Raw genomic sequence first — 24,841 nt, forward strand, 5'->3', positions numbered from 1 at the left:
CGCTGCATCGCACGCACGCCGCACACCTTATGCCGGCACTTTCGCGACATCGACGATCAGCTCCACTTGCCGCTCGATCGCGCTCGGGATGGGTGCTTCGCCGCGCAACACAGCATCGATCCACGCAGCCGTGGTCGGGGCGTCGCGCGCTTCGGGCAAGTCGACTTCAGGCGCATCGGGCGACGAGCGCTCATGCGGCACGCGCGTTTCGCAGATGCCGTCGTGCAGCCAATCCACTTGCACCTGGCGCCGCGTGTCGGCTACCGCTTCGCCTTCTGTGCCGCGCGCGAGCAGGGCGCCGCCCTCTGCGGCGGCCGGGTGTGTGTTGAACAGCTGCGTGAGACTGTCGCGATACGGCGGATGCGTGTAGTTCACGAGCCGCAACCCCGCGGGCGCGAACGGCTGCAGGATTTTCACGAGCGTATGGGTCGAATTGCGCACGCCCATCCGCCGACGCAGCGAGAGAAGGTGTGCGAGCTTCGGCGCGAGAACGTCGATTGGCGCGAACGCGAGACGCCGCTCGGCGAGACCGTCTTCGATGTCGGCATGCGATTGCGCGAGCGGGATCTGCAGATGCGTGAAGATTTCCGCGCTCGTCACGCGGCCCGGATCTTCGGTGACGCCATGCATGAGCACCGGCACACCCTCGCGTGCCAGCAACAGCGCCAGCAGCGGCACGAGGTTGGGCTGTTTGCGCGCGCCGTTATACGTGGGTATCGATACGGGCCGGAATGCGGCGTGCGGCAGATGAATCGGTTCGAACGACGCTTGCGCGCTGGCCAGCATGGCGGCGAGTTCATCGGCGGTTTCGCCTTTCACGCGATACGCGAGCAGCACGGCGCCGAGTTCGAGGTCGGACACTCGGCCGTCGAGCATCGCGGTGTAGAGCGCGCGCGTATCGTCAGCGGTCAGCGCGCGGGCGCCGTTCGGGCCGCGGCCGATTTCCTTGATATAGCGGGCGCAGGGGAAAGGAGTGGCGGTGTCGGCGGAGTCAGTCATCGGTCGCAGTGGGACGGGGTAGCGTGCCGCTTTGGGGCGGTCGGCCACGGAATTCAAAGGTTGTTATCTAGCGTCAGTATCGCATCTATAGCGGTCCGGCGATCTGGCGGTCCAGCGATCCGTCTGTCCAGATGGTCGGAGTTCCAGCAGTCAGGAGTTCCAGCGGTCCAGCGAGTCGATGCGCCAGGGCCGCCGATCCGCGCGTGCCGATGCCGATCCGCTGCACCGCGCTTTGCTGCGCGTTAAACTCGATGCTTTACCGCCGCGCGGGCGCGGCACAATCCAAAAACGGAGAACGGGATGAGTTACGTATTTGCACCCGCACCGGTCGTTGCGGTGCCGGTGGTGGGGGCCAGCGAGGCGTTCGCGGTGCGTCGCATCTACTGTGTGGGCCGTAACTACGAGGCTCACGCGCGCGAGATGGGGCATGATCCCGACCGCGAGCCGCCGTTCTTCTTCACCAAGCCGGCCGATGCCGTGCTGTATGTCGCGCCCGGTGCGACCGGCGAATTCCCCTATCCGTCGCAATCGAAGAACGTCCACTTCGAGATGGAACTGGTCGCGGCGATCGGCAAAGGCGGCAAGAACATTCCTGCCGAAAGCGCGCTCGACCACGTCTACGGCTACGCACTCGGTCTCGACATGACGCGCCGCGATCTGCAGGCCGAGGCGAAGAAGCTGGGCCGTCCGTGGGATACCGCCAAGGGCTTCGATTATTCCGCGCCGCTCGGTCCGATCCATCCGGTCACGACGGTCGGCCATGTCGGCAAGGGCGCGATCTGGTTATCGGTGAACGGCGAGGAAAAACAGAACTCGGACGTGTCGCAGCTGATCTGGTCGGTCGCCGAAACGGTTGCCTATCTGTCGACGCTGTTCGAACTGCAACCGGGCGATCTGATCTTCACCGGTACGCCGGAGGGTGTCGGCGCGGTGGTGCAGGGCGACCTCATGAAGGGCGGTGTGGACGGGCTCGGCGAGCTCAGCGTACGCGTCGTCTGAGGCGTGGTGGGAGGAGACACATAACATGAAGCTCTACAGCTATTTTCGTAGTTCGGCGTCCTATCGCGTACGCATTGCGTTGAACGTGAAGAATCTGCCGTACGACTACGTACCGGTGCACCTGGTGCGCGACGGCGGCGAGCAGCTGAAGCCCGAGTATCGCAAGGTGAATGTGGACGGCATCGTACCCACGTTTGTTGACGGTAACGAAGTCATGCCTCAGTCGCTCGCGATCATCGAGTATCTGGAGGAAACGCATCCCGAGCCGCCGCTCTTGCCGGGGACGCCCGCCGAGCGCGCCTATGTGCGTTCGGTGGCGCTGCAGGTGGCGTGCGAGATTCATCCGCTGAACAATCTGCGCGTGCTGAAATACCTGAAACACACGCTGTGTGTCGACGACGACGCGAAAGACGCGTGGTACAAGCATTGGGTCGAAGCGGGTTTTGCGACGCTCGAGGCGCATCTGGCGGGCGATTCGCGCACCGGCAAGCTTTGCTTCGGCGACACGCCGACACTGGCCGACGCCTGTCTGATTCCACAGGTATTCAACGCCCAGCGCTTCAAGGTGGATACGGCGAAGTTTCCGACGATTCAGCGCATCTACGATCATGCGATGCAACTCGACGCGTTCGCTCGTGCCGCGCCTGGTGTTCAGCCCGACGCGGAGTGATGCGGTGGTCTGAATGAAAAAAGGGCGTTCATTGTGAACGCCCTTTTTGCTTGTTTCGCGACGAACGGCGCTGCGTTCAACCGCCCAGCAACGCGTCCGAAAACTCCTCCGCGCTGAACGGCTGCAAGTCCTCCACCTTTTCGCCGACGCCGATGAAGTACACCGGAATCGGACGCTGCCGCGCAATCGCCGCAAGAATGCCGCCCTTCGCCGTGCCGTCGAGCTTGGTGACGACCAGGCCGGTGAGGCCGAGCGCGTCGTCGAAGGCTTTCACTTGCGCAAGTGCGTTCTGGCCGGTGTTCGCGTCGATCACGAGCAGCACTTCATGCGGCGCGCCGTCTTGCGCCTTGCCTATCACGCGCTTCACCTTGCGCAGTTCTTCCATCAGATGCAGTTGGGTCGGCAGGCGGCCGGCCGTGTCGGCCATCATGACGTCGATCTTGCGCGCCCGCGCGGCGCCGACCGCGTCGAAAATCACGGCTGCGGGGTCGCCGCTTTCCTGCGACACCACGGTCACGTTGTTACGTTGGCCCCAGATCGCGAGTTGCTCGCGCGCGGCGGCGCGAAAGGTGTCGCCCGCGGCCAGAAGTACCGATTGCTCGAAGCTTTGCAGATGCTTGGCGAGCTTGCCGATGCTGGTGGTTTTGCCCGCACCGTTGACGCCCGCGATCATCATGACCAGCGGTTGCGCGCGGCCGAGCATCAGCGATTTTTCCAGCGGCTTGAGCAAGTCGATCAGCAGCGTGCGCAGCGCCGTTTTCACCTGCTGAGGATCGGTGAGGCGCTCGGCGCGCACTTTCTCGCGCAACGATTCGAGCAGGAACTCGGTGGCTTCGACGCCGGCATCCGACATCAGCAGCGCGGTTTCGAGCTCTTCGTACAGATCCTCGTCGATCTTCGTGCCGACGAAAATACCGGTCAGGCTCGAACTCGTTTTCGACAGGCCGGTCTTCAGGCGAGTGAGCCAGGAGCGCCTCGCGCTTGCGTCCTGCATAGGTGGCGGGACGATTTCCACGGTTTCGAGCGCGGGGGCTTCGGGCTCATGGCGGGTAGCCGGAGCCGCCGGCCGCGGCGCAGTCGGCGCGACGGGCGCTTCCGGCGCCTCTACGGCGGGTACGGGCGCCAAGGCCTCCGGCGCCGTTTGCGATTCCTCTGGCGCGTTATCGGACTCTTTCGAACCCTTGAATCGTTTGAAAAAGCTGAACATGATCTGGCGTGGTGAGAGCGCGCGCCGATGCGCGCAGCCGGGACAGGCCCGTGGGAGCGGCAGGCAGCGTTGCGATGCGGGATGCAAGGCGCTGGAAGCCGCACATTTTATCAGGCGCGCCGCCACCCGTCGTATCGGCCGAACGGCCAGGCTGGACGCCGTGCGCCCCTGTGGTAACGTTGGCGCTCCAGTCCGCACGCATCGGCGTCGCGGGCGCTCCTATAACGTAATCGAAACTGCATGCCCCGTTCTGCTCCTTCACGCGCCCACGGCGCTTCGTCCAAAGGCGGCAAGCCGCACGCCATCCGTATCATTGGCGGCGACTGGAAGCGCACGCCGCTGCCCGTGCTCGATCTCGACGGCTTGCGCCCCACGCCCGACCGCGTGCGCGAAACACTGTTCAACTGGCTTGGCCAGCGGCTGGACGGCCAGCGCTGCCTCGATCTGTTCGCCGGTAGCGGCGCGCTCGGCTTCGAGGCCGCGTCGCGCGGCGCGGCGCGGGTGCTGATGGTCGAGCGCAACGCGCGGGCCGCCAGCCAACTGCGCGCGAACCAGGAGCGCCTGTCGGCGCGTACGATCGAAATCGCGGAAGCCGACGGCTTGCGCCTCGCGGCGAGTCTCGCCCCCGGATCGTTCGACGTGGTTTTCCTTGATCCGCCGTTCGGCGGCGATCTGCTCGACAAGGCGCTCGCTCTGGCCGTGCCGCTGCTGAGCCCGGACGGTTTTCTGTACGTGGAGGCAGGCGACGCGCTCGAACTGGCCGGGAACGAGACACTTGCCGGTTGGGAAATCGTGCGGCAAGGCAAAGCGGGCGCTGTCCACTTTCATTTGCTGCAGCGCGAAAATAAGGAATAATGCGCGTTCCAAAACAAGCAGCGGACGGTTACTGTCACGCGTGCGGTCGGTGCCAAATGCGTCGCGTGGACGCTTTGACGTGCCCATTTGTCTGAAGAGAGGAGAAGTCTCATGGTAGTCGCCGTGTACCCGGGCACGTTCGACCCGCTGACGCGCGGTCACGAAGACCTCGTTCGACGCGCGTCGAGCATTTTCGACACGCTGGTGGTGGGCGTTGCCGATAGCCGCAACAAGAAGCCGTTCTTCACGTTGAAAGAGCGCCTCGATATCGCTCATGAAGTGCTCGGGCACTACCCGAACGTTCAGGTGATGAGCTTCAAAGGGCTATTGAAGGACTTTGTCCGCAGCAATAACGCCCGGGTGATCGTGCGTGGCCTGCGCGCCGTCTCGGATTTCGAATACGAATTCCAGATGGCGGGCATGAACCGCTATCTGCTGCCGGACGTTGAAACGATGTTCATGACGCCGTCCGATCAGTACCAGTTCATTTCCGGCACCATCGTGCGTGAAATCGCGCAGCTGGGCGGTGACGTGAGCAAGTTCGTGTTCCCGTCGGTCGAAAAACGGCTGGAAGAGAAGGTGGCAGCACTGAATTCGAATGACGGCGCTTCGGCGGCGCAACCGTAACCGGCGTAAACTGTCGGATTGACGGATCAAAGCTGGCTTCGGCCAGCGCGAAGTGAGAGAAGCATGGCCTTGATGATTACCGACGAGTGCATCAATTGCGACGTGTGCGAGCCCGAGTGCCCGAACGACGCGATTTCGATGGGCCCGGAAATCTATGTGATCGACCCGAAGAAATGCACCGAGTGCGTCGGCCATTTCGACGAGCCCCAGTGTATTCAGGTGTGCCCGGTCGAGTGCATTCCGCGCGACCCCGAGCATCTGGAAACGGCGGAAGGTCTGATGGCGAAGTACCACGCGCTGCAGGCTGCGAAGGGCGCATGAGACTTTGAATGCGAGTGAATGGCGAGGTGTCTGCCTCGCCGTTTTCTTTTGCGGCAACGCCGTGTGTTCCTGTGTGTTGCGCGCAAGGTTATTCCACGCGTTATCCGGACGTTATCCGACGTAAGCGCCGAAAATGTCGTGCAGCGCGGCCAGCAGAATGTCGCATTCGGCGTCGGTGCCGACTGAGATTCGCAGATGCTGGTCGATTCGGGCCGCCTTGAAGTGGCGCACGAAAATTTCCTTTTCCCTGAGCCGTGCCACGAGTGTCGCCGCGTCGTAGCCTTCGTGACGCGCGAACAGCAGATTCGCCGCTGACGGCACCACTTCGAAACCTAGCGCCGTCAAGCCTGCGGCCAGCCGCTCACGGCTTGCAATCACCTTGGCGCAATTGTCGCGGAACCACGCTTCGTCTTCGTACGCAGCAACGGCCGCGACTTGCGCCAGGCGGTCGAGCGGATACGAGTTGAAGCTGTCCTTCACGCGGTTCAGGGCGTCGATCAACTCCGGATTGCCGAACGCGAAGCCGACGCGCATGCCGGCAAGCGAGCGCGACTTCGATGCCGTCTGAATCACCAGCAGGTTGGGATAGCGGTCGATCAGCGCGATGGCCGATTCGGCGCCGAAATCGACATAGGCCTCATCGATCACCACGACCGATTCCGTGTTTCTCGCCACCAGACGCTCGATGTCGGCGAGCGGCAGCGGCCGCCCGGTCGGCGCGTTCGGGTTCGGGAACAATACGCCGCCGTTAGGCGCTGCGTAGTCATCGACATTGATGGCGAAGCTATCGTCGAGCGCGATGGTCCGATAGTCGACTTCGAAGAGCCGTGCGTAGGTCGGGTAAAAGCTGTATGTGATATCCGGAAACAGCAAGGGTTGGTCGTGCTTGAGCAATGCCTGAAAGGTGAGCGCGAGCACTTCGTCCGAGCCGTTGCCCGCGAACACCTGTTCCGGGCGAATGCCGTGATAGGCGGCGACCGTTTCGCGTAACTTGCGCGCTGTCGGGTCGGGATAGCGCCGCAGCGACTCGCTCGCGTCGCCGAGTTCCTGCCGGATCGCTTCAAGCACGCGCGGTGACGGTGGATAGGGATTCTCGTTGGTGTTCAGCTTGACCGGATGCGCAACGGCGGGCTGCTCGCCCGGCACATACGGCGTTAGACGGTGAACGATGGCACTCCAGTAGCGGCTCAAGCGATTCTCCTGTCGATGGCGATACGGCGATACGGCGATACGGCGATACGGCGATACGGCGATACGGCGATACGGCAATACGGCAATACGGCAATACGGCAATACGGCAATACGGCAATACGGCAATACGGCAATACGGCAATACGGCAATACGGCAATACGGCGCGCGGGTCGGACACTCAGGGATTGTTGCGATGCAGTTGCATCGTCGCCCGCTCGAGCTCGCCCTGGATGATCTGCGGCATTACCGCCAACGCGCGTTCGATCGACGCGTCGATCACGTCCTGCTCTTCCCGCCGCGGTGGTTTCAGCACGTAATTGGCAACGTCCGGCTTGGCGCCGGCTCGCGCGCTTTCGGGAATCAGGTCGCGCGGATGGCCGATGCCGATCCGCAGCCGCCAGTACTGTTGGGACGACAGATGCGCGGTGATGTCCTTCAGCCCGTTGTGGCCGCCGCTGCCGCCACCGAGCTTCAGCTTGACGCTGCCAGGCGGCATATCGAGTTCGTCGTGCGCGACCAGAATTTCGTCCGGAAGAATCTTGAAGAACTGCGCAACCGCCACGACCGACTGCCCCGAGCGGTTCATATAAGTCTGCGGCTGCAGCAGATGCACTTCTTCGCCGTGAAGCCGGGCCTTCGCGTAGAAACCGTGGAAGCGCCGCTCGTCGCGCAGCGTCGTGCCTGCATCGCGCGCCAGTTGATCGACCAGCCAGAAGCCGGCATTGTGGCGCGTCGCGGTGTATTCAGCGCCCGGATTGCCGAGCCCGACGATCAGCTTGATCATGATTGCGTAGGTCCATCTGGCCCGGCGCTGAACGCGGCCGAGCCGAAAAAAACCGAAAAAAAACCCGCCGGGGCGAACCTCGGCGGGTCACATCGACCGTTTCATTGAAACGGATCGAGAGGATTGCTTGCTCTGCGCCAAAAAGGCACTTAAGCAGCCGGCGTTTCGCCTTCGCCAGCAGCAGCTGCGTCGCTTTCAGCGACTGCGCCAGCCGGGATCGTTGCCGATGCGACGACCGGGTTTTCTGCGTCAACGTGAGCAACCAGTGCCACGCCTGCCGGCAGGACGATGTCCTTGGCGTGCAGCGACTGACCCGCTTCGATCTTCGCCAGGTCGACTTCGAGGAATTCCGGCAGTGCCGACGGCAGGCACTCGATTTCGATTTCGTTGAGGACGTGCGAGATCACCGCGCTCGACAGCTTCACTGCCGGGTTGGTTTCCTGGTTCATGAAGTGCAGCGGCACCTTGGTGTGCAGCTTCTTCTTCGCGTCGACACGTTGGAAGTCCACGTGCAGCACGAGTTGACGGAACGGGTGGTATTGCACGTCGCGCAGCAGAACCTGTTGCGACTTGCCGCCGATTTCCAGGTCGAGGATCGACGAGTGGAATACTTCTTTCTTCAGCGCGTGCCAGAGTGCGTTGTGGTCCAGTTCGACCAATTGCGTGTCAGCACCAGCGCCATATACGATGCCCGGGGTCTTACCCGAGATACGCAGGCGGCGGCTCGCACCCGTACCTTGCAAGGAACGCTCGAAAGCGACTACTTTCATGTTGAATCTCCAATGCACTGCCCGCGACCAGGCAGTAAAAACGGGGCCTCCAAGCCATAACGGCTGAGGCCCCAGAGCGATGGCACGAACCTTCGTTCGTTCATGCCAATTGTGCAAAAGCGCAGCGCTCGGTACTGCAATGCGCGCTGCGCCTTCGCAAATACTTAACTTTCAGCGAACAGCGACATCACCGAATCGCCGCGGCGAATCCGCGAGAACGTTTCGGCGAGCAGGCCGGCGCTGGTCAGCGAACGGATCTTGGCGCACGAGCGGGCTTCTTCGCCGAGCGGGATCGTATCGGTGACAACGAGTTCGTCGAGTGCCGAAGCTGCAATACGCTCGCCTGCGCCGCCCGACAGAACCGGGTGCGTGGCGTAAGCGAACACCTGCTTCGCACCGCGTTCCTTCAAAACCTGAGCTGCCTTGCAGAGCGTGCCGGCGGTGTCGACCATGTCGTCCATGATCACGCAGGTACGGCCTTCGACTTCACCGATGATGTTCATCACTTCGGCAACGTTCGCTTTCGGGCGGCGTTTGTCGATGATCGCGAGATCGCAATTCAGTTGCTTGGCCAATGCACGGGCACGCACCACGCCGCCGACGTCCGGCGAAACGACCAGCAGGTTCTCGTAGTTCTGCTTGCGCAGATCGCCGAGCAGCACGGGCGTAGCGTAGATATTGTCGACCGGGATGTCGAAGAAGCCTTGAATCTGGTCGGCGTGCAGATCCATCGTGATGATCCGCTCGACGCCGGCGATTTCCAGCATGTTCGCCACGATCTTCGCCGAGATGGCGACGCGCGCCGAACGCGGGCGTCGATCTTGACGGGCATAACCGAAGTAGGGGATGGCTGCGGTGATCCGGCCTGCGGATGCGCGCTTGAGCGCATCGACCATGATCATGAGTTCCATCAGATTGTCATTCGCCGGCGCGCAGGTGGACTGCAGGACGAAGACATCCTTGCCACGCACGTTTTCCTGAATCTCGACCTGGATTTCACCGTCCGAGAAACGGCTAACCATTGCTTTGCCGAGGGGAATACCGAGGATTTTGACGACTTCCTGTGCAAGCGCGGGATTTGCGTTGCCAGTAAAAACCATCAGGCCGTCATGGCTGCTCATCGTGCACCTACTTCAGGCTGGGGGCGAGGGAAATGCGAGAATTTTTGGCAGGGGAGGAAGGAGTCGAACCTTCGAATGCCGGAATCAAAATCCGGTGCCTTAACCAACTTGGCGACTCCCCTACACTAACTTTGAGCTTCACCGAACGAGGGAACGTTCGACGACGCAAAACTTATGACGCGAAAGTAAAGAGTGGATGCTGATCGAGACTTGCAGTCACTGCGCTGTTCCATTCGCCCGGCAGTTTGGCTTGCGCCGCTTCTGCTTCAGCTTTGCTACGGAACGCTGCAAATACACTTGCACCTGATCCAGACATCCGCGCTGGTGCGATGTCTTCAAACCATCGCAGCACTTGCGCTACTTCCGCGTATTTTCCCACGACAACCTGCTGCATGTCATTGCGGCCGAAACTTTCTGGCCAGTCAGTGTTGCAGCTAAGTTCTGCAGGAAAGTCCGTAATTATGAGGGGTTTCGAATCTCTTGTCAACGCTTTTTCGGAGAAAATCGCTGCAGTCGGAACGTGAACCCTCGGTGTTACCACCAAGAAATGGCGCGGCGGCAATTGTACAACGTCTAAAGCTTCTCCAACACCCTGTGCGAACGCATTTTTCCCAAAAACAAAAAATGGCACGTCCGCACCGAGTTTCAACGCCAGCGCCTGTAATTCCAGCCGTGGCAAATCGAGCTTCCAGAGACGGTTCAGCGCGAGCAGCGTGGTGGCCGCATCGGAGCTGCCGCCGCCGAGGCCCGCGCCCATCGGCAGGCGCTTGTCGATTTCGATATCGACACCTTCGAGCGAGCCCGTATGCGCTTTCAGGAGCGTTGCGGCACGCACGGTGAGATCGTGTTCCGGCGGGACGTCGGCGATCTCGGTGCTGCGCGTGACGAGGCCGTCGTCGCGCCGCGTGAAGTGCAGGATGTCGCCCCAGTCGAGCAACTGGAAGACGGTTTGCAGCGTGTGATAGCCATCCGGCCGGCGGCCGGTGATATGCAGGAAGAGGTTCAGTTTCGCTGGCGCGAGGCAATCGCGCAGCGAATCGGTCGTTTCAATCATGAGTCGGGGCTACATGCGCCATAACGGCGCTGAAGAAGCGGCAAGGGTTGCGCGAACAGGCGCGAATACGGAACTACTGGTCCAGCACGAGCTTGATGTCGAGCGGCGGTTCCGAGCGGCTCAGATTCAGGCGCTTGACGCCGGTGGCCGGTGCGTCGGCGTAGGCCAGATAATCGATCGTCCAGCCGTCCTGTGCGATCTGCTTCAGGCGCGACGGCTGCTCCGGATCCTTCTCGGTCCTGGCGCGCGAAGTCGGCGCCGGCGACGGTTGCAGCCAGTAGCGCAGCCCTTCGACCGGCAGCGCGAAGCCGAGCGCGTTCTGCATCAGCGTGGAGACGTTGTCGGCGGTGAGCGGTTGGCGGTTCGGCAGTTCGAGCGTGGCTGAAGCCGGCGACGAAGTCACGATTGCGAGTGTCTGACCGAGCGGATTGCGCAACTGCAGCGTGACCGTATCACCCGTTTCCTGCCAGGTGAAATTGCCATAGGCATTGCGCTGCTGGCCGTTCTGATCGTTGTACTGGACCGCGAAACGGCCTTGATAAGCACGCGAGGTCTGTGCCGTAACGGACGTTGCCGCATTCGACGTGGACGGCCCCTGCGGCTTGACCGATGCACAACCGGCCAACGCGACAACCGCTGCCGCCACGAGTCCGAGCGCCGCGCCACGCGGCGCCCGGGGATAGGAAATCAAGCGGGAAAGACGCATCAAAGATCGTTTACCTGAAGACGTTGCAGCGTTTTGACCAGCGTGTCGTTGTCCGGTTCGAGCTTGCGCGCGTCGCGGAAAGCGGCGCGGGCCTGATCTTGCGCACCCGTTTTCCACAACACTTCACCGAGATGTGCGCCGATTTCGGCGTTCGGCTGGAGGTCGTACGCTTTGCGCAGCAGCTTGATTGCATCCGACGTATTGCCCATCCGGTACTTGACCCAGCCGACGCTGTCCATGATGAACGCGTCGTTCGGTGCCAACGCCGAGGCCTTCTCGACCAGCTTGTCCGCCTCCGACAGGCGCTGATTGCGATCGGCCAGCGAATAGCCGAGCGCGTTGTAGGCCTGTGGATTGTCCGGCTGTGTCTGGATCAGCTTGCGCAGTTGCGCTTCCATGACATCGTAGTGGCCGGTCTTTTCGGCGGCCATGGCGTAGTCGTAGGTGAGATCGGGGTCGTCCGGGAAATTCGCGGTGGCTTGTTGCAGGCGTGTTTCCGCTTCCGGATAGCGCTTCGCATCGAACAGAACGGCCGCATCGGTGCGTGCGATCAGCGCCTGGTCACGCGGATCGGGCGCCTGCAGGCCGGCCAGCAGCCTGCGTGCGTCTTCCGTCTTGCCCTGCTTGGCGAGCAATTGCGCGCGCGTGATCTGCGCCGGCACGAATTGCTGGCTCGAGGGCGATACCTTGTTCAGCCAGTCGCTCGCCGCCGCTTCGTTCTTCTGTTCGAGCGACAGTTGCGCAAGATAGATATACGCCTGGCCCGGATCGGCGCCCGGCGTTTTTTCGGCTTGCTGCGCGTACTGGGTCAGATAAGTCTGCGCGCCGTTGAAATTCTTCTGCTGGATCTTGATCAGCGCGAGCGCCATCAGCGGCGTGAGGTCAGTCGCGTTGTTCTTGTGCATGATCTCGAACTGCTTCTGCGCGTCATCCAGACGGTCACTCGCAAGATACATCTGCGCGAGCGCGAGACGCGCGTCATGCGATTTCGGATTCTGCTGCACGTACTTTTCGAGCGACGCAATACCTTCCTTGCGCTCTTCCGGACCCATCTGCGACAGCATCAGCGCGGCCGGCAGATAGTCGGGCTTGAGTGCAAGCGCCTGTTCGAGCGATTTGCGCGCGCCCGGTGCGTCGTCCGAAACGAGCTGCTGGCGCGCGATGGCCAGTTGCGCCTCCGGCCGGTTCAGGTCGTTCTTCAGCAGGTCCTGCAGCACATGCAAGCCGCCGATCCGGTTCGGACCGCGGGAGAGCAGCAGCTGCAGCGCCAGAATCGCGCTGCCGCGATTGTCGGCGGGCACTTTCGCGAGTTCACTGGCGAGGATCGGCGCGGCGTCGTCAGGCTTGCCCGACAGCACGAGCAGCGACGCGTCGAGTTGCGCGGCACGCTCCGAATTCGGCGCATACTGCTGCCACAATTGTGCGGCGGCCAAAGCGTCCGACGGGCTTTGCGCGGCCAGCGCGATTTCCGTGGCGCGTTGCGCCATGCGCGGATCGTGCGTGTCGCGCGCGAGCGCGAGATAGGTCTGGTAGGCGGGCGCCGGCTGGTCGCGTTGCAAGGCGACTTCAGCGGCGAGCACCTGGAATACGATCTGACTGGACAGCGGCACGCCCGGCAGGGACTTCTGGTCTTCTGCCGTCGCCGGGCCGAGCGGGTCCGGCAGGGTGACGGAGGTGTCATCCGAGTCCGGCGACGGGTCCTGCGCGTGCGCGGGCACGGCAGCCAGCGCCCAGACGGCGAGCGCGGCGGCACCGAACACGCGGCGAGCGGACACGGCGTGCGGCACGCGGGATGCGCTAGCCGGGCGCTTCGAAAACAGCTTCACGAAGGACAAGTTCATGGAAATCCGTTCAATGTTTCGGACGATTGTAACGCGCTCGCTACAATAAGCGCACAACCACTCACGCAAGTTGCAGACCAGTTAGACATGCCAGAGCTGCCAGAAGTTGAGGTTACCCGAAGGGGAATCGAACCGTATGTGTCCGGGCGCAAGGTTGAACGCGTCGATGTGCGTACGTCCGCGCTGCGCTGGCCGATTCCGGCGGACCTTGCGAAAACCTTGCGTGGCAGCGTGGTGCGCAAGGTCGAACGGCGCGGCAAGTATCTGCTGTTCGAAATCGACGGCGGCTGGTTCATTGTGCATCTGGGCATGACCGGCACGCTGCGTGTGCTGCGCCATGTACCGCGTCCGCCAGCGGCGGCGAAACACGACCACATCGACTGGATTTTCGACGAATTCATTTTGCGCTACCGCGATCCGCGGCGTTTCGGCGCGGTGCTGTGGCACCCGCGCGAAGCCGGCGACGTGCTCGAGCATCCGCTGCTCGCGGGCCTCGGTGTCGAGCCGTTTTCGCCGGCGTTCTCCGGCGCGTTGATGCACCGGCTCACGCGTGGGCGCAAGGTGTCGGTGAAGCAGGCGTTGCTGGCCGGGGAAATCGTGGTCGGCGTGGGTAATATCTACGCATCCGAAAGCCTCTTTCGCGCCGGTATCAGGCCCACCACCGCGGCGGGCCGCGTTTCGCTCGTGCGCTACGATCTGCTGGCCGACGCGGTGCGCGTTACGCTCGCCGCAGCGATCGAGAAGGGCGGCAGCACGCTGCGCGATTTCGTCGGCAGCGATGGTGAAAGCGGTTACTTCCAGCTCGACTATTTCGTCTATGATCGCGCGGGGCTGCCGTGCCGCGTGTGTGGAACGCCGATCAAACAGATCGTCCAGGGGCAGCGCTCCACGTATTTCTGTCCCACCTGCCAGCGCTAAATTCTCGATGCCCTCTCGTTTAAGTCCGTCCGCACCGCCCGCTGCGCCTGTTATTCCTGTCATGTCTGATTTTTCCAGGCGGCTGATCGCGTGGCAGCGCCAGCATGGCCGTCATGACCTGCCCTGGCAGAACACGCGCGATCCGTATCGCATCTGGCTGTCGGAAATCATGCTGCAGCAGACTCAGGTATCGACGGTGATTCCGTACTACGCAAGGTTTCTTGCTCGGTGTCCGGATGTTGCCTCGCTCGCCGCCGCGCCGGCAGACGACGTGATGGCGTTGTGGGCCGGCCTCGGCTACTACTCGCGCGCGCGCAATCTGCACCGCTGCGCGCAGGTGGTCGTCGAGCAGCATGGGGGCGCGTTTCCGGCGTCGGCCGACGAACTTGCCGAACTGCCAGGCATCGGCCGCTCGACGGCAGCGGCGATCGCCTCTTTCGCATTTGGCGCGCGGGCGACGATTCTCGACGGCAACGTGAAGCGCGTGTTGGCGCGGATATTTGGCGTCGAAGGTTTTCCGGGTGAAAAGAAAGTCGAGAACGCGATGTGGACGCTGGCGGAATCGCTGCTGCCGTCCAACGCATCGGACGACGAGGTCAGTGCGTACACCCAAGGCCTGATGGACCTCGGCGCGACGTTGTGCGTGCGCGGCAAGCCGGACTGCCTGCGCTGCCCGTTCGCCGCGGACTGCGTGGCCAACGTGAGCGGACGTCAGCGTGAACTGCCCACGGCACGGCCGAAGAAAGCGGTGCCGACGCGCCGCACGTGGATGCTGGTGCTGCGCGACGGCAACGCCGTGATGCTGGAAAAGCGTCCGCCTTCGGGGATCTGGGGCGGCTTGTGGAGCCTGCCCGAAGCCGCCGACGAAGCCGCGCTCGCCGAGCGTGCGCGTGCCTTCGGTGGCGACGGCGCGGTTTCGCCGCTCGCGCCGCTTACGCACGTCTTCACGCATTTCAAGCTGGATATCGAGCCGCGGCTCGCTGAACTGGATCGCGGTGTGGGCGCATTGGCAGAGTTGGGCGACGCCGATACCGCATGGGTCGCGTTAAGCGAGCTCGATTCGTTTGGCGTGCCCGCACCCGTGCGCAAACTCCTGGACAGTCTGCACGGCTCGCTGCTTTAGCCGGAACCGGGCAACGAGCGCGCCACATCAAAGCAACTGATGCTGCTGCATATAGTGATGAACCACGTCGATGCGCGCGCCGGCATCCTGCAATTCCATCAGCTTTTGCCTTGCACGAAGGGCGATCGGCAACACCTCCGCGAGTCGGTTCGACACCCATGACGGATCTTCGAGCCTGAACGGTTCCGCGAACGGCAAACTGTCCGGGTCGCGCTCGCGGATCGTTGCGATGATCCGTTCGAGCACCTCCGCGCACGCGCCGAATTTGGCCAGATGCTCATTACCCTCGAGTGGTATGTCTTCTCCGAGCGGCTCCGCCATGCCGACCAGCAAGCCGCTGCTTTCCACGCGATGCGACAGCAGGCGAAACCGCCGCGTGCCGCGCGCCCGGATCAGCAGCATGCCGAAGGCTTCGACATCGCACTCTTCGATTTCGGCAAGGCAGCCAATTGCTTCGGGCACCGAAGGCTCTTCGTCGCGGGCCACTTCCGCGCCGCTTTTCAGCAGACACACCCCGAACGGCGTTTTTTCACGCAGACAATCACGCGCCATGTCGAGATAGCGCGCTTCGAAGATTTTCAGCGGCAGCAGCCCATCGGGAAACAGCACCGTATGCAGCGGAAACAGCGGCACATCGGCAAGCACAGTAGAAGAAGACATGGCGCAACGCTTCGAGTTGAGGCCGCGCGATGCGGCCGGTTAAGCCACTAACTTCGATGATTCGCCGATATCGACCGGCGCATCGCGGTGCCGCACAATGACATTCGCCGACGTTGCGAGACGCGCGGCGAGCGTCTCCGCAATGAATACCGAGCGGTGCTGGCCGCCCGTGCAACCGATCGCAACCGTCAGATAGCTGCGGTTGTCGTCACGGAAATGCGGCAGCCATTTGGCGAGAAATTTTTCGATGTCGTCGATCATTTCGTGCACGACCGGCAGTGCGTCGAGAAAATCCCGCACCGGTTTGTCGAGGCCCGTGAGCGGCCGCAATTCATGATCGTAGTACGGGTTCGGCAACGTGCGTACGTCGAAAACATAATCGGCGTCGAGCGGCACGCCGCGTTTGAAGCCGAAAGACTCGAACATCAGCACGAGCCCTGCATCTTCCTGCTCGATGAAGCGTTTGACCCATGCCCGCAGCACGTTCGCGCGCAGATTGCTGGTGTCGATCTGGTGGCCGAATTCCGCGAGGCCCGCCACGAGTTCGCGTTCGCGTTCGATCGCTTCGGCGAGCGACGTCAACAAGCCGACGTCTGCATCATGCGCCGTGGAACCGGACAGCGGGTGGCGGCGGCGCGTTTCCGAGAAGCGTTGAATCAGCGACTGCGTGCTTGCGTTCAGGAAGAGTACGCGCACGTCGTGGGCGCGCGACAGGTCGCGGATCATCGCGGGCATTTCGTCGAGCGAAGCGCTCGAGCGCGCGTCGATGGCGACCGCGAGGCGTTCTTGGCCATCGTCGGCGAGATAGTTGGCCAGTTGCGGCAAAAAACGCGGCGGCAGATTGTCGACGCAGTAATAGCCTGCGTCTTCAAGCGCGTTCAGAGCTACAGACTTGCCGGAGCCGGAAATGCCGGTGATCAGGATTATGCGCATGGAGTCGTGAAATCCGTACAGTTCATCATAGCATCTGGTCCCCGTGCGCGGGCCGCCGCAGCCTGCCGTTGGCTGCGGGTGTCAGACGGTGCCGCGGGGCGCCGCGGAGTGCGCGGATTCAGATCAATTTGCCGGGAAACTGGCTGTCCGGGTCCTGCATGGCCAGACGCTGACGATCCATGAAGTCGCGCAGCGTGTCGATGCCGCGCAGTTGCAGGATCGTGTTGCGCACGGCCGCTTCGACCAGAACCGCGAGGTTGCGGCCGGCCGCCACCTGAATCGTGACTTTGCTGATCGGCAAGCCGAGCACGTCGACGGTTTGGCTTTCCAGCGGCAGCCGCTGGAATTCGCCGTCGGGACGGCGTACCAGTTGCACGATCAGTTTCAGCTTCATTTTGCGACGTACCGCGGTTTCACCGAAGATCGTCTTGATGTCGAGCAGGCCGAGACCGCGCACTTCAAGCAGGTTTTGCAGCAGCGGCGGGCAGCGCCCTTCGACAAAATCCGGCCCGAGGCGTACGAAATCCACCGCGTCGTCGGCGACGAGGCCGTGGCCGCGGCTGATCAGCTCCAGCCCGAGTTCACTTTTGCCGAGGCCGGAGTCGCCGGTGAGCAGCACGCCCATGCCGAGAATGTCGAGAAATACGCCGTGCAGCGTGGCGCGCGGCGCGAGAATGCGCGACATGTAGAGGCGCAGGCTGTCGATCACCGCCGCGGCGGACATCGGCGTAGTGAACAGCGGCGTGGACGAGCGCGTGCAGCGCAGCACCAGTTCCGGCGGCGCGGCGACGCCGCCCGCCACCACCAGGAACGGCGGTTCCAGCGCGATCAGCTCGGCCATGTGGCGCGAGCGGTCTTCGTCGGTTTGGCGCTTGTAGTAGTCGATTTCGGCGTCGCCGAGCACCTGGATCCGGTTCGGGTGGATCAGGTTCAAGTGGCCGACGAGGTCGGCGCTCGACGTGGCATTGGCGACCGATTCCGAAGAAAAGCCGCGTTCCCAGCCTTCATGCCCCGTCAGCCAGCTCAACTTCAGCATGGCGGCGTTGTCGTCGAAAATGCTCTGGGCGTTGATGCTGGACGTATCCATGAGTCGGTGACTCCCGTGTGGACCGCTTGCTTGGAAAAGGATGCGGCCTCGTTAAAGCGGACCGCGCACCTCGCCTGGCTGTACCCGCCTGCAGGCGGGAAGCCGGGTGAATAAGCGACGTGCGGATAACCGCCGATGCATCAAGGTTGCCACTGAGTGAGCAGGCGATGCAACGATTCGCGGTCTTCTTCCGTGTGCAGGCGCTCGCGGGCTTCGCGATCGGACAGCAACTGGGCGATTTCCGAGAGAATTTCGAGGTGCTGCTGGGTGGCCTGCTCGGGCACGAGCAGGAAGATCAGCAGCGAGACCGGCTGGCCGTCGGGCGACTCGAAGGGGATGGGTTCGGCAAGACGGACGAATGCGGCGAGCGGCTGCTTCAAGCCTTTGATCCGGCCATGCGGAATCGCGACGCCTTCACCAAGCCCCGTCGATCCGAGGCGCTCGCGCGCAAACAGATTGTCGGTGACCGTGCTACGGGCGATGCCGTTCTGGTTCTCGAAGATCAGGCCCGCTTGCTCGAACACGCGCTTCTTGCTGGTGACCGATAGTCCGACGACGACGTTCTCGAGGGGAAGAAATTTGGCTAAACGATTCATGTTGACAGGCGGAAACGTGGCCTGGGTTCTCCTCGCTGGGGCGTTTGAGTGATGTTCCATTCGTTTGATGCTCGCGGCGACGTGCGTTGGAGTCCGAAAGCGCAGGACTCCGGCCGACCGATTTCCGCTTGAGCTAACTTGACCCCGATGGTAACCGGAACATTATAGAACAGGGTAGCCGCGGATGGTGCGGCGCGCCATCCATGCATCGTGGGTTTCTTTGCAGGATTGATCCGGTGTGTGCGGCTGCCTGAAAACGCTGGCCTGAAACGAAAACCGCCCGGTCTCGGGCGGTTTGGCTGGGGATACGCAAATGCGGGCAAATGCGAGCAAATGAGAAAACGAAGGAAAGTAAACAGACCTTCTAATGTTCCCTATTGCGGCGGCACGTCCAGTAGCGGTGCCGGCTGGTACTTGATTGCATCGTGCTGATGGCCTTGCAGGCGATCCTTGTGGCGTATCACTTGCCGGTCGAGCTTGTCGATCATCAGATCGATCGCAGCGTAGAGATCGCTGTCACAGCTCTCGACGAAGATATCTTTGCCCTTCAGATGCAGGTTGATTTCAACCTTTTGACGCTTTTCCTTTTCCTTATGGTTGTCGACCGAGAGGACCACACTGCCGTCGATGACCTGATCAAAATGTCTTAGCACCCTATCTAGTTTGGTGATCACGTATTCGCGCAACGCAGGCGTTACTTCGAGGTGGTGTCCACTGATCTGCAGATTCATAGTGCTTCTCCAAGCTAGAGGCCGCTTGTTCCGCACGATGACGAAGGTCCGGTCGATCTGTCGGCTTGCCTGAGTCGCCCCCCGGTGACTGACTTCTGGCAGGTCGCATCGGCCGGCCTGTCCGCCAACAGCGGAGCGGCCGGTAAATGCCCGTCGCGGGAGGCGGCGGGCTACAGAGACTTGCGCAGGTTGACTGCCGGAATCTTGAGCGCTTCGCGATACTTCGCAACGGTACGCCGTGCGACCACGAAGCCCTGTTCCGCCAGCAGTTCGGCTATGCGGCTGTCTGAAAGAGGAGATTTCGGGTTTTCCGCTCCTATCAGTTGCTTGATGAGCGCGCGAATGGCCGTGGAAGAGGCCGCGCCGCCCGTGTCAGTCGAAACGTGTGATCCGAAGAAGTACTTAAATTCAAGCGTCCCGAATGGGGTCAGCATGTATTTACCGGTTGTCACACGGGAGACAGTTGATTCGTGTAGGCCCAGCGTATCAGCAATTTCTCGCAAAACCAAGGGGCGCATGGCAATTTCGCCGTGCACAAAAAAGCTCTTTTGACGCTCGACAATGGCTTGCGCGACCCGGAGGATAGTCTCGAAACGCTGCTGGATATTTTTGATCAGCCAGCGAGCTTCCTGCAGTTGCTGGCGCAACGATCCGCTCCCAGGATCGCCCCGGTTATTGCGCAGAATATTCGCGTACAGATGGTTGATGCGCAGCTTCGGCACCACTTCCGGATTGAGTTCCGCCTGCCAGCCCTGTGCCGTTTTGCGCACCATGATGTCCGGCACGACGTAGTCTGCTTCGGCCTTGCCGTAGGCCGCGCCGGGAAACGGCTCAAGCGAGCGGATCAGCACATGCGCGTCGCGCAGATCGTCGTCGTTCGCCTTCAGGTGCTTGCGCAGGCGCGTGAAATCGCGTGCCGCAAGCAGTTCCAGGTGGTGGGCGACGATGTCGAGCGCAAGCGTGCGCGTAGGCGACTGTTCGAGCCGCAGCAATTGCAGCTTCAGACATTCCGATGCCGAGCGTGCGCCGACCCCTGCCGGGTCGAAGCTGTGCAGCAGCGCAAGCGCGGCGTTCATTTCGTCGAGATCGACCTCGAGCTCTTCAGGCAGGTCGGTCAGCACTTCCTCGAGCGTGGCGGCAAGATAGCCGTCGTCGTCGAGCGATTCGATCAGAAACGTGATTAGCGCGCGGTCGCGCTGGCTCGCCTGGGTGACGCGAAGTTGCGCCATCAGGTGATCGCGCAGCGACGTGCTCGATTCGTGGATTTGCAGCGGTGGCAGATCGTCGTCGTCCGAGGCGTTGCCGGAGCGGCCGTAGTCGCCCAGATCCCATTGCGACGCTTCGCCGTTGCTGTCGCCGGCGAGGCCGTTGTACTCGTCGACACCCTGCGGCTCGCCGTTGTCGGCGCGCTCGCTGCTGCTGGTGGACGAAGACGACGTATTGCCGCCCATCTGGTCGGGCGGCGCGGAGGAATTGGGCGCCTGGGTAATCAGCGAGCCGTCGGCCGCCACGCGCAGGGGACTCGCGATCCAGTCGTCCTCATTCTCGAGGAGCGGATTCTGCGAGATCGCCATTGCGACTTCCTGCTGCAGTTCGAGCGTGGACAGCTGAAGCAGCCGGATGGACTGCTGCAGTTGCGGGGTCAGCGCAAGATGCTGCGATAGGCGGAGTTGGAGGCTGGCTTTCATGGCAAGTTGAGATTCATTGTAGAGAGTTTGCCACGACCGCGATACATTGCGACACCCGCAATTACGCGTGCGCCCGTTTTCGGCGGCGTTGGGCGCGGGACGGCCCAGGTCAAAAATGCTGATGTGCAGGTGCCGCAAAGGGACCGGCGAGTGCGCGCTCGCACCGCCGGCAGTCCTTTGTGTACTTACATGCGGAAGTGCTCGCCCAGATAGACGCGCCGCACGCTTTCGTTTTCGATGATGTCGCTCGGCGCGCCGGCGGCCAGCACGCTGCCGTCGCTGATGATGTACGCGTGATCACAGATGCCGAGGGTTTCGCGCACGTTGTGGTCGGTGATCAGCACGCCGATATTGCGTTGCTTCAGGAACTTGACGATCTTCTGGATTTCCAGCACAGCGATCGGATCGACGCCCGCGAACGGTTCGTCGAGCAGAATGAAGCTTGGATTGGTGGCGAGCGCTCGGGCAATTTCAACCCGCCGACGCTCGCCGCCCGACAGCGACAGCGCCGGATTTTCACGCAGGTGAGCGATCTGCAGTTCGTCGAGCAAGGCTTCAGTGCGGCTCGTGATGGTGTCCTTGCTGAGCCGCTTGCCGTTTTCTTCGACCTGCAATTCCAGCACCGCGCGAATGTTTTCCTCGACGCTGAGCTTGCGGAACACCGATGCTTCCTGGGGCAGATACGACAAACCCAATGACGCGCGCTTGTGAATCGGCAGCAGGCTGATCGACTTGCCGTCCAGGTCGATTTCACCCGCATCCAGCGGCACGAGGCCGACGATCATATAGAAGGAGGTGGTCTTGCCGGCGCCGTTGGGGCCGAGCAGGCCGACCACTTCGCCGCTTTTCACGTCGAGCGAGACGTCTTTGACGACCGTGCGTGAGCCGTAGCGTTTCTTCAGGTTGCGGACCACCAGCGAACTGCTGGTGCCGGCCGGTTTGCGATTCGGGAGGGACGGGGAGGAACTCACTGATTCGGTGCTCCCTGGATCGTGGTGGACGGCGCGAGCGTGGCCGACGCGCCGGTCAGCGGCGCAGCGCCGCCATTGCGCGGCGCCAGCATCGCCCGCACGCGGCCGGTCGGGTTGCCCGGGCCGGCGACGTCCTTACCTGCCTTCGCGGTGTAGAAGTCGCTCTGGCCGTCATAGGTGATGACGCTGCCGTGCACCTGGTCCATCACCGTCGAGAGGCCTTGCAGGCGTTTGACGGTGGCGTTGGTGGTGAGCGTGGTCAGATCCTGCTTGCCGTCGTAGTCGATCCGGATGGCCGTGCCTTCGATGTATTCATCGAGGCCTTCGCGTTTCTGGCGGAAATACGACAGATTGCCGCCACTCGACGTGCCGGTGGCGTACTGATAGCCCTGCGGGTCTTGCGTCACTTCGACCCGATCGGCCTTGATCACGATCGTGCCTTTAGTGGCGACCACATGGCCGGTGAATATGTTGACCTGTTTGAGGTCGTCGTACGTCATGTTGTCCGCTTCGACATTCAGCGGCTTGTCCTTGTCGGCGCGGTCGGCGTGGGCCAGCGGCGCGAAGCCGGCGAGCGGCAGCGCGACGATCAGCGCAGCGAGTCCGGCGCGGCACGCGGACAGGGTACGCGAGCGGCCGGTGTCAAAACGGGGGAACGATTCGTTCATGCAGTCACGCCTGGATTGGATTACCCGGGTTGCTTGGGCGAGCTGACGGAGCCTTCGGACGCGGCAATCGCGCCTTTCACATTGCCGAACAGCTGCATTACCCGGGTGACATTGTTGTAGTTCATGCCGCTGGCAGTCATCACAGACATGCCGCGCTGAAGTTTAACCGGCTTTTCGGTCTCGATCACATCGTCGTTGACCAGCACCCTAAAATGCTGCGAATCTGCCTGCATCTGCGGATCGCCGTTGCCGGCGGCCCGCAGGATGCGCGCGTTGTCGTACAGATCGACGATCGAGGCGTCGCCGTTCACCTTGCCGGTGTCGCCGGTCGCGGTGACGATCGGCTTGCCGGGCTGGAACGCGCGCATGGCCGGCTTGACCAGGTCGCTCAGTTCGTCGTCTTCGTAGTGGATCAGGGACTGCGCGGTCAGACGGTACTGCGTCGAACCTGACTGGTCGAGTTCGGAAACCGAGAAGTTGTCCGCGAAGTAGTCGGGCGTGTGCTCCTTGGGGCGCACCACGCCTTCGTTTTGCCGCGGCAGGGTGGCTTGCAGCAGCCACCAGGTGATCCCGGCGAGCGCCGCCATCGCGACGAGCGGAATCAGCGAGGTCCAGCGAAACCGATTCATCCGACGAGGCCTCGCTGTTCGCCGCTACAGGCTGCCGCGAGCAGCGCCTCGTATTTGTGCTGCGCGCGCAGCAGGGTGTCGCAGACTTCGCGCGCCGCACCGTGGCCGCCGCGCGCCTCGCTGACCCAGTGGGCGCGCGCGATCACTTCAGGATGCGAATTGGCCGGCGCCGCCGCGAAACCGACCTTCAGCATCACCCCGAGGTCGACCCAGTCGTCGCCCATATAGCCGCATTCCTCGGCCGTCATGCCGGTTTGCTTCAGCAGGTCGGCGAACGCCTGAGGTTTGTCTTGCACGCCTTGATAGACGTGGGTGATGTTCATTTCCTTCGCCCGCGCCGCGACGATGCCCGACTTGCGCCCGGTGATGATCGCCGTTTCGATGCCGGCCTGACGCAGCAGCTTCATGCCGTGGCCGTCCATCGAGTGGAACGCCTTCATCGTGTCGCCTTCCGCCGTAAACAGCAGGCCGCCGTCGGTCAGCACGCCGTCGACATCGAAAATCATCAGCTTGACGCGGCTGGCGCGTTCAGTGGCGGTAAGGGGGGCGACAGCCATCAGATCACCTTCTTCGAGAACAGGTCGTGCATGTTGAGTGCGCCGATCAGCTTGCCTGCTTCGTCGACGACCAGCATCTGATTGATGCGGTGGCGTTCCATCAGTTCCACGGCTTCGACGGCAAGTTGATCCGGACCGATGGTACGCGGGCCGGCGGTCATGACCGAGGCAATCGACAGTTCGCGGAAATCGCCGTCGCGTTCGAGCACGCGGCGCAAGTCGCCGTCGGTGAAGATGCCGGTTACGCGATCGTTGCGATCGACGATCGCCGTCATGCCCATGCGCTTGGCGGTCAACTGGAACAGCGCGTCGCGCACGGTCGCGTCTGGCGTCACCTTCGGCACCTGGTCGCCGGTGCGCATCACGTCGCGCACATAAGTCAGCAGGCGCCGGCCGAGCGCGCCGCCCGGATGCGAGCGGGCGAAGTCGTCCGGGCCGAAGCCGCGCGCGTCCAGCACCGCGACGGCGAGCGCATCGCCGAGCGCGAGCGCGGCGGTGGTGCTGGCGGTGGGCGCAAGATTCATCGGACAGGCTTCTTTTGACACGCCAGAATTCAGATGCACGTCGGCCAGTTGTGCGAGACTCGACGACGGGCGGCCCGTCATCGCAATCAGCTTCGCGCCGATCCGCTTGATGAGCGGCAGGATCGCCACGAGTTCTTCGGTTTCACCGGAATTGGACAGCGCGAGGAACACGTCGTCTGTCGTGACCATGCCGAGGTCGCCATGACTGGCTTCCGCCGGGTGAACGAAGAAGGCGGGTGTGCCGGTGCTGGCGAGCGTGGCCGCGAGCTTGCGGGCCACGTGGCCGGATTTGCCGATGCCGGAAACGACAACGCGTCCACGGCAGCCCAGGATGAAGTCGACCGCCCCGACGAAACCATCGTCGAGTTGATCGCGAAGCGCGCGCACGGCGTCCGCTTCGATGTCGAGCACGTCACGAGCGAGCGCGAGTGCCCGGTCGCCATTGATTTTCGCTATCATTCGCGGAGTATAGCAAAGGCGCCTGTTCGCCGCGCCGGGCCTGCTGTGCCAAGCCGCTGCCTTCATCAGCCCTTTTACCGGCCCCTCAACCTTGTCGCACGGCTTTTCTCGTGCGCGGTTCCGCTGACGAACGAGGACGCTTTACTGATGC

General features: G+C 62.6%; 28 protein-coding genes and 1 tRNA gene. 7 read left to right on the forward strand and 22 right to left on the reverse strand.

Annotated elements, in window-relative coordinates; all coding sequences use genetic code 11:
- Window positions 1-27: 27 nt before the first annotated feature.
- Window positions 28-999, reverse strand: a complete 972-nt coding sequence (gene ybiB / locus DSC91_RS27655) for a DNA-binding protein YbiB (protein ID WP_115781766.1) — start codon at window positions 997-999, stop codon at window positions 28-30.
- Window positions 1,000-1,299: 300 nt separating this feature from the next.
- On the opposite strand from ybiB, the gene DSC91_RS27660 reads away from it, so the two are divergent.
- Window positions 1,300-1,998 carry a fumarylacetoacetate hydrolase family protein gene (locus DSC91_RS27660; RefSeq protein ID WP_115781767.1) on the forward strand — a complete coding sequence of 233 codons (699 nt, stop codon included), beginning with the start codon at window positions 1,300-1,302 and terminating at the stop codon, window positions 1,996-1,998.
- 25 nt (window positions 1,999-2,023) lie between these two features.
- Window positions 2,024-2,668: a maleylacetoacetate isomerase gene (gene maiA / locus DSC91_RS27665; RefSeq protein WP_115781768.1), complete on the forward strand. Its 645-nt coding sequence runs from the start codon at window positions 2,024-2,026 to the stop codon at window positions 2,666-2,668.
- A 76-nt stretch (window positions 2,669-2,744) separates the two neighbouring features.
- Here the strand turns inward: maiA and ftsY are convergent, their stop codons facing one another.
- Window positions 2,745-3,875: a signal recognition particle-docking protein FtsY gene (gene ftsY, locus DSC91_RS27670; RefSeq protein ID WP_115781769.1), complete on the reverse strand. Its 1,131-nt coding sequence runs from the start codon at window positions 3,873-3,875 to the stop codon at window positions 2,745-2,747.
- Between the two features lie 240 nt (window positions 3,876-4,115).
- Between ftsY and rsmD the strand changes: the two genes are divergently transcribed.
- From rsmD to DSC91_RS27685, 3 genes are all read left to right on the forward strand, one after another.
- Window positions 4,116-4,730, forward strand: coding sequence for a 16S rRNA (guanine(966)-N(2))-methyltransferase RsmD (gene rsmD, locus DSC91_RS27675; RefSeq protein ID WP_115781770.1), 615 nt, complete (start codon window positions 4,116-4,118; stop codon window positions 4,728-4,730).
- A 111-nt stretch (window positions 4,731-4,841) separates the two neighbouring features.
- The gene (gene coaD / locus DSC91_RS27680) at window positions 4,842-5,357 is read left to right on the forward strand and encodes a pantetheine-phosphate adenylyltransferase (RefSeq protein WP_115781771.1); all 516 of its coding nucleotides are present in this window, start codon (window positions 4,842-4,844) and stop codon (window positions 5,355-5,357) included.
- A 63-nt stretch (window positions 5,358-5,420) separates the two neighbouring features.
- Window positions 5,421-5,678, forward strand: coding sequence for a YfhL family 4Fe-4S dicluster ferredoxin (locus tag DSC91_RS27685; protein ID WP_054035799.1), 258 nt, complete (start codon window positions 5,421-5,423; stop codon window positions 5,676-5,678).
- 111 nt (window positions 5,679-5,789) lie between these two features.
- On the opposite strand, the gene hisC is transcribed toward DSC91_RS27685, so the two are convergent.
- The 9 genes from hisC to DSC91_RS27730 all read right to left on the reverse strand — a co-directional run bounded on the left by hisC (window position 5,790) and on the right by DSC91_RS27730 (window position 13,146).
- Entirely contained in the window at window positions 5,790-6,869 is a 1,080-nt protein-coding gene (hisC, locus tag DSC91_RS27690) for a histidinol-phosphate transaminase (RefSeq protein WP_115781772.1), read from the reverse strand.
- The gene (locus DSC91_RS27695; protein ID WP_115781773.1) at window positions 6,866-7,048 is read right to left on the reverse strand and encodes a hypothetical protein; all 183 of its coding nucleotides are present in this window, start codon (window positions 7,046-7,048) and stop codon (window positions 6,866-6,868) included. Before DSC91_RS27695 ends, hisC begins: the two co-directional genes overlap by 4 nt.
- Window positions 7,049-7,654, reverse strand: a complete 606-nt coding sequence (gene pth, locus DSC91_RS27700; RefSeq protein WP_115781774.1) for an aminoacyl-tRNA hydrolase — start codon at window positions 7,652-7,654, stop codon at window positions 7,049-7,051.
- 149 nt (window positions 7,655-7,803) lie between these two features.
- Complete coding sequence (locus tag DSC91_RS27705; protein ID WP_115781775.1) at window positions 7,804-8,424, reverse strand: 50S ribosomal protein L25/general stress protein Ctc; 621 nt, start codon at window positions 8,422-8,424, stop codon at window positions 7,804-7,806.
- 164 nt (window positions 8,425-8,588) lie between these two features.
- Window positions 8,589-9,545 (reverse strand): ribose-phosphate pyrophosphokinase, encoded by a 957-nt coding sequence (locus tag DSC91_RS27710; RefSeq protein WP_006048037.1) that lies wholly within the window; start codon window positions 9,543-9,545, stop codon window positions 8,589-8,591.
- A gap of 45 nt (window positions 9,546-9,590) precedes the next feature.
- Window positions 9,591-9,667 (reverse strand) — tRNA-Gln (locus DSC91_RS27715).
- Window positions 9,668-9,717: 50 nt separating this feature from the next.
- Window positions 9,718-10,599 (reverse strand): 4-(cytidine 5'-diphospho)-2-C-methyl-D-erythritol kinase, encoded by an 882-nt coding sequence (gene ispE / locus DSC91_RS27720; protein WP_115781776.1) that lies wholly within the window; start codon window positions 10,597-10,599, stop codon window positions 9,718-9,720.
- Between the two features lie 73 nt (window positions 10,600-10,672).
- Window positions 10,673-11,305 (reverse strand): lipoprotein insertase outer membrane protein LolB, encoded by a 633-nt coding sequence (lolB, locus tag DSC91_RS27725; RefSeq protein WP_115781777.1) that lies wholly within the window; start codon window positions 11,303-11,305, stop codon window positions 10,673-10,675.
- Complete coding sequence (locus DSC91_RS27730; protein ID WP_115781778.1) at window positions 11,305-13,146, reverse strand: tetratricopeptide repeat protein; 1,842 nt, start codon at window positions 13,144-13,146, stop codon at window positions 11,305-11,307. The genes lolB and DSC91_RS27730 overlap by 1 nt, the downstream gene beginning before the upstream one ends.
- 87 nt (window positions 13,147-13,233) lie before the next feature.
- Here DSC91_RS27730 and mutM point away from each other — a divergent pair, with 87 nt between their 5' ends.
- Together mutM and mutY are read left to right on the forward strand one after the other, a co-directional pair.
- Window positions 13,234-14,064, forward strand: coding sequence for a bifunctional DNA-formamidopyrimidine glycosylase/DNA-(apurinic or apyrimidinic site) lyase (mutM, locus tag DSC91_RS27735; RefSeq protein WP_115781779.1), 831 nt, complete (start codon window positions 13,234-13,236; stop codon window positions 14,062-14,064).
- 7 nt (window positions 14,065-14,071) lie between these two features.
- Window positions 14,072-15,187, forward strand: coding sequence for an A/G-specific adenine glycosylase (mutY, locus tag DSC91_RS27740; RefSeq protein WP_373291823.1), 1,116 nt, complete (start codon window positions 14,072-14,074; stop codon window positions 15,185-15,187).
- Between the two features lie 27 nt (window positions 15,188-15,214).
- Here mutY and DSC91_RS27745 read toward each other — a convergent pair whose 3' ends face one another.
- The 11 genes from DSC91_RS27745 to kdsD all read right to left on the reverse strand — a co-directional run bounded on the left by DSC91_RS27745 (window position 15,215) and on the right by kdsD (window position 24,690).
- The gene (locus DSC91_RS27745) at window positions 15,215-15,847 is read right to left on the reverse strand and encodes an LON peptidase substrate-binding domain-containing protein (RefSeq protein ID WP_115781781.1); all 633 of its coding nucleotides are present in this window, start codon (window positions 15,845-15,847) and stop codon (window positions 15,215-15,217) included.
- 39 nt (window positions 15,848-15,886) lie between these two features.
- Window positions 15,887-16,780, reverse strand: a complete 894-nt coding sequence (gene rapZ, locus DSC91_RS27750) for an RNase adapter RapZ (RefSeq protein ID WP_115781782.1) — start codon at window positions 16,778-16,780, stop codon at window positions 15,887-15,889.
- A 118-nt stretch (window positions 16,781-16,898) separates the two neighbouring features.
- Window positions 16,899-17,867, reverse strand: coding sequence for an HPr(Ser) kinase/phosphatase (hprK, locus tag DSC91_RS27755; protein WP_012431656.1), 969 nt, complete (start codon window positions 17,865-17,867; stop codon window positions 16,899-16,901).
- A 140-nt stretch (window positions 17,868-18,007) separates the two neighbouring features.
- Window positions 18,008-18,523, reverse strand: a complete 516-nt coding sequence (locus DSC91_RS27760) for a PTS sugar transporter subunit IIA (protein ID WP_115781783.1) — start codon at window positions 18,521-18,523, stop codon at window positions 18,008-18,010.
- 314 nt (window positions 18,524-18,837) lie between these two features.
- Window positions 18,838-19,194 carry a ribosome hibernation-promoting factor, HPF/YfiA family gene (hpf, locus tag DSC91_RS27765; RefSeq protein WP_028199089.1) on the reverse strand — a complete coding sequence of 119 codons (357 nt, stop codon included), beginning with the start codon at window positions 19,192-19,194 and terminating at the stop codon, window positions 18,838-18,840.
- 170 nt (window positions 19,195-19,364) lie between these two features.
- Window positions 19,365-20,882 (reverse strand): RNA polymerase factor sigma-54, encoded by a 1,518-nt coding sequence (locus DSC91_RS27770; protein WP_115781784.1) that lies wholly within the window; start codon window positions 20,880-20,882, stop codon window positions 19,365-19,367.
- Window positions 20,883-21,067: 185 nt separating this feature from the next.
- The gene (gene lptB, locus DSC91_RS27775; protein ID WP_115781785.1) at window positions 21,068-21,853 is read right to left on the reverse strand and encodes an LPS export ABC transporter ATP-binding protein; all 786 of its coding nucleotides are present in this window, start codon (window positions 21,851-21,853) and stop codon (window positions 21,068-21,070) included.
- Window positions 21,850-22,521: a lipopolysaccharide transport periplasmic protein LptA gene (gene lptA, locus DSC91_RS27780; protein ID WP_115781786.1), complete on the reverse strand. Its 672-nt coding sequence runs from the start codon at window positions 22,519-22,521 to the stop codon at window positions 21,850-21,852. The genes lptB and lptA overlap by 4 nt, the downstream gene beginning before the upstream one ends.
- A gap of 20 nt (window positions 22,522-22,541) precedes the next feature.
- Window positions 22,542-23,150 (reverse strand): LPS export ABC transporter periplasmic protein LptC, encoded by a 609-nt coding sequence (gene lptC / locus DSC91_RS27785; RefSeq protein ID WP_115781787.1) that lies wholly within the window; start codon window positions 23,148-23,150, stop codon window positions 22,542-22,544.
- On the reverse strand, window positions 23,147-23,707 hold the full coding sequence (locus DSC91_RS27790; RefSeq protein ID WP_115781788.1) for a KdsC family phosphatase: 561 nt from the start codon (window positions 23,705-23,707) through the stop codon (window positions 23,147-23,149). Before DSC91_RS27790 ends, lptC begins: the two co-directional genes overlap by 4 nt.
- Entirely contained in the window at window positions 23,707-24,690 is a 984-nt protein-coding gene (kdsD, locus tag DSC91_RS27795) for an arabinose 5-phosphate isomerase KdsD (RefSeq protein WP_115781789.1), read from the reverse strand. The genes DSC91_RS27790 and kdsD overlap by 1 nt, the downstream gene beginning before the upstream one ends.
- Window positions 24,691-24,841: the final 151 nt, after the last annotated feature.

The sequence above is a fragment of the Paraburkholderia caffeinilytica genome (assembly GCF_003368325.1).
Lineage (GTDB): Bacteria > Pseudomonadota > Gammaproteobacteria > Burkholderiales > Burkholderiaceae > Paraburkholderia > Paraburkholderia caffeinilytica.

What these genes read in the sequence shown, in the direction of transcription:
- ybiB (WP_115781766.1), bottom strand. Translation starts at nt 999, where the DNA reads ATGACTGACTCCGCCGACACCGCCACTCCTTTCCCCTGCGCCCGCTAT.
- DSC91_RS27660 (WP_115781767.1), top strand. Translation starts at nt 1,300, where the DNA reads ATGAGTTACGTATTTGCACCCGCACCGGTCGTTGCGGTGCCGGTGGTG.
- maiA (WP_115781768.1), top strand. Translation starts at nt 2,024, where the DNA reads ATGAAGCTCTACAGCTATTTTCGTAGTTCGGCGTCCTATCGCGTACGC.
- ftsY (WP_115781769.1), bottom strand. Translation starts at nt 3,875, where the DNA reads ATGTTCAGCTTTTTCAAACGATTCAAGGGTTCGAAAGAGTCCGATAAC.
- rsmD (WP_115781770.1), top strand. Translation starts at nt 4,116, where the DNA reads ATGCCCCGTTCTGCTCCTTCACGCGCCCACGGCGCTTCGTCCAAAGGC.
- coaD (WP_115781771.1), top strand. Translation starts at nt 4,842, where the DNA reads ATGGTAGTCGCCGTGTACCCGGGCACGTTCGACCCGCTGACGCGCGGT.
- DSC91_RS27685 (WP_054035799.1), top strand. Translation starts at nt 5,421, where the DNA reads ATGGCCTTGATGATTACCGACGAGTGCATCAATTGCGACGTGTGCGAG.
- pth (WP_115781774.1), bottom strand. Translation starts at nt 7,654, where the DNA reads ATGATCAAGCTGATCGTCGGGCTCGGCAATCCGGGCGCTGAATACACC.
- DSC91_RS27705 (WP_115781775.1), bottom strand. Translation starts at nt 8,424, where the DNA reads ATGAAAGTAGTCGCTTTCGAGCGTTCCTTGCAAGGTACGGGTGCGAGC.
- DSC91_RS27710 (WP_006048037.1), bottom strand. Translation starts at nt 9,545, where the DNA reads ATGAGCAGCCATGACGGCCTGATGGTTTTTACTGGCAACGCAAATCCC.
- ispE (WP_115781776.1), bottom strand. Translation starts at nt 10,599, where the DNA reads ATGATTGAAACGACCGATTCGCTGCGCGATTGCCTCGCGCCAGCGAAA.
- lolB (WP_115781777.1), bottom strand. Translation starts at nt 11,305, where the DNA reads ATGCGTCTTTCCCGCTTGATTTCCTATCCCCGGGCGCCGCGTGGCGCG.
- DSC91_RS27730 (WP_115781778.1), bottom strand. Translation starts at nt 13,146, where the DNA reads ATGAACTTGTCCTTCGTGAAGCTGTTTTCGAAGCGCCCGGCTAGCGCA.
- mutM (WP_115781779.1), top strand. Translation starts at nt 13,234, where the DNA reads ATGCCAGAGCTGCCAGAAGTTGAGGTTACCCGAAGGGGAATCGAACCG.
- mutY (WP_373291823.1), top strand. Translation starts at nt 14,072, where the DNA reads ATGCCCTCTCGTTTAAGTCCGTCCGCACCGCCCGCTGCGCCTGTTATT.
- DSC91_RS27745 (WP_115781781.1), bottom strand. Translation starts at nt 15,847, where the DNA reads ATGTCTTCTTCTACTGTGCTTGCCGATGTGCCGCTGTTTCCGCTGCAT.
- rapZ (WP_115781782.1), bottom strand. Translation starts at nt 16,780, where the DNA reads ATGCGCATAATCCTGATCACCGGCATTTCCGGCTCCGGCAAGTCTGTA.
- hprK (WP_012431656.1), bottom strand. Translation starts at nt 17,867, where the DNA reads ATGGATACGTCCAGCATCAACGCCCAGAGCATTTTCGACGACAACGCC.
- DSC91_RS27760 (WP_115781783.1), bottom strand. Translation starts at nt 18,523, where the DNA reads ATGGAACATCACTCAAACGCCCCAGCGAGGAGAACCCAGGCCACGTTT.
- hpf (WP_028199089.1), bottom strand. Translation starts at nt 19,194, where the DNA reads ATGAATCTGCAGATCAGTGGACACCACCTCGAAGTAACGCCTGCGTTG.
- DSC91_RS27770 (WP_115781784.1), bottom strand. Translation starts at nt 20,882, where the DNA reads ATGAAAGCCAGCCTCCAACTCCGCCTATCGCAGCATCTTGCGCTGACC.
- lptA (WP_115781786.1), bottom strand. Translation starts at nt 22,521, where the DNA reads ATGAACGAATCGTTCCCCCGTTTTGACACCGGCCGCTCGCGTACCCTG.
- lptC (WP_115781787.1), bottom strand. Translation starts at nt 23,150, where the DNA reads ATGAATCGGTTTCGCTGGACCTCGCTGATTCCGCTCGTCGCGATGGCG.
- DSC91_RS27790 (WP_115781788.1), bottom strand. Translation starts at nt 23,707, where the DNA reads ATGGCTGTCGCCCCCCTTACCGCCACTGAACGCGCCAGCCGCGTCAAG.
- kdsD (WP_115781789.1), bottom strand. Translation starts at nt 24,690, where the DNA reads ATGATAGCGAAAATCAATGGCGACCGGGCACTCGCGCTCGCTCGTGAC.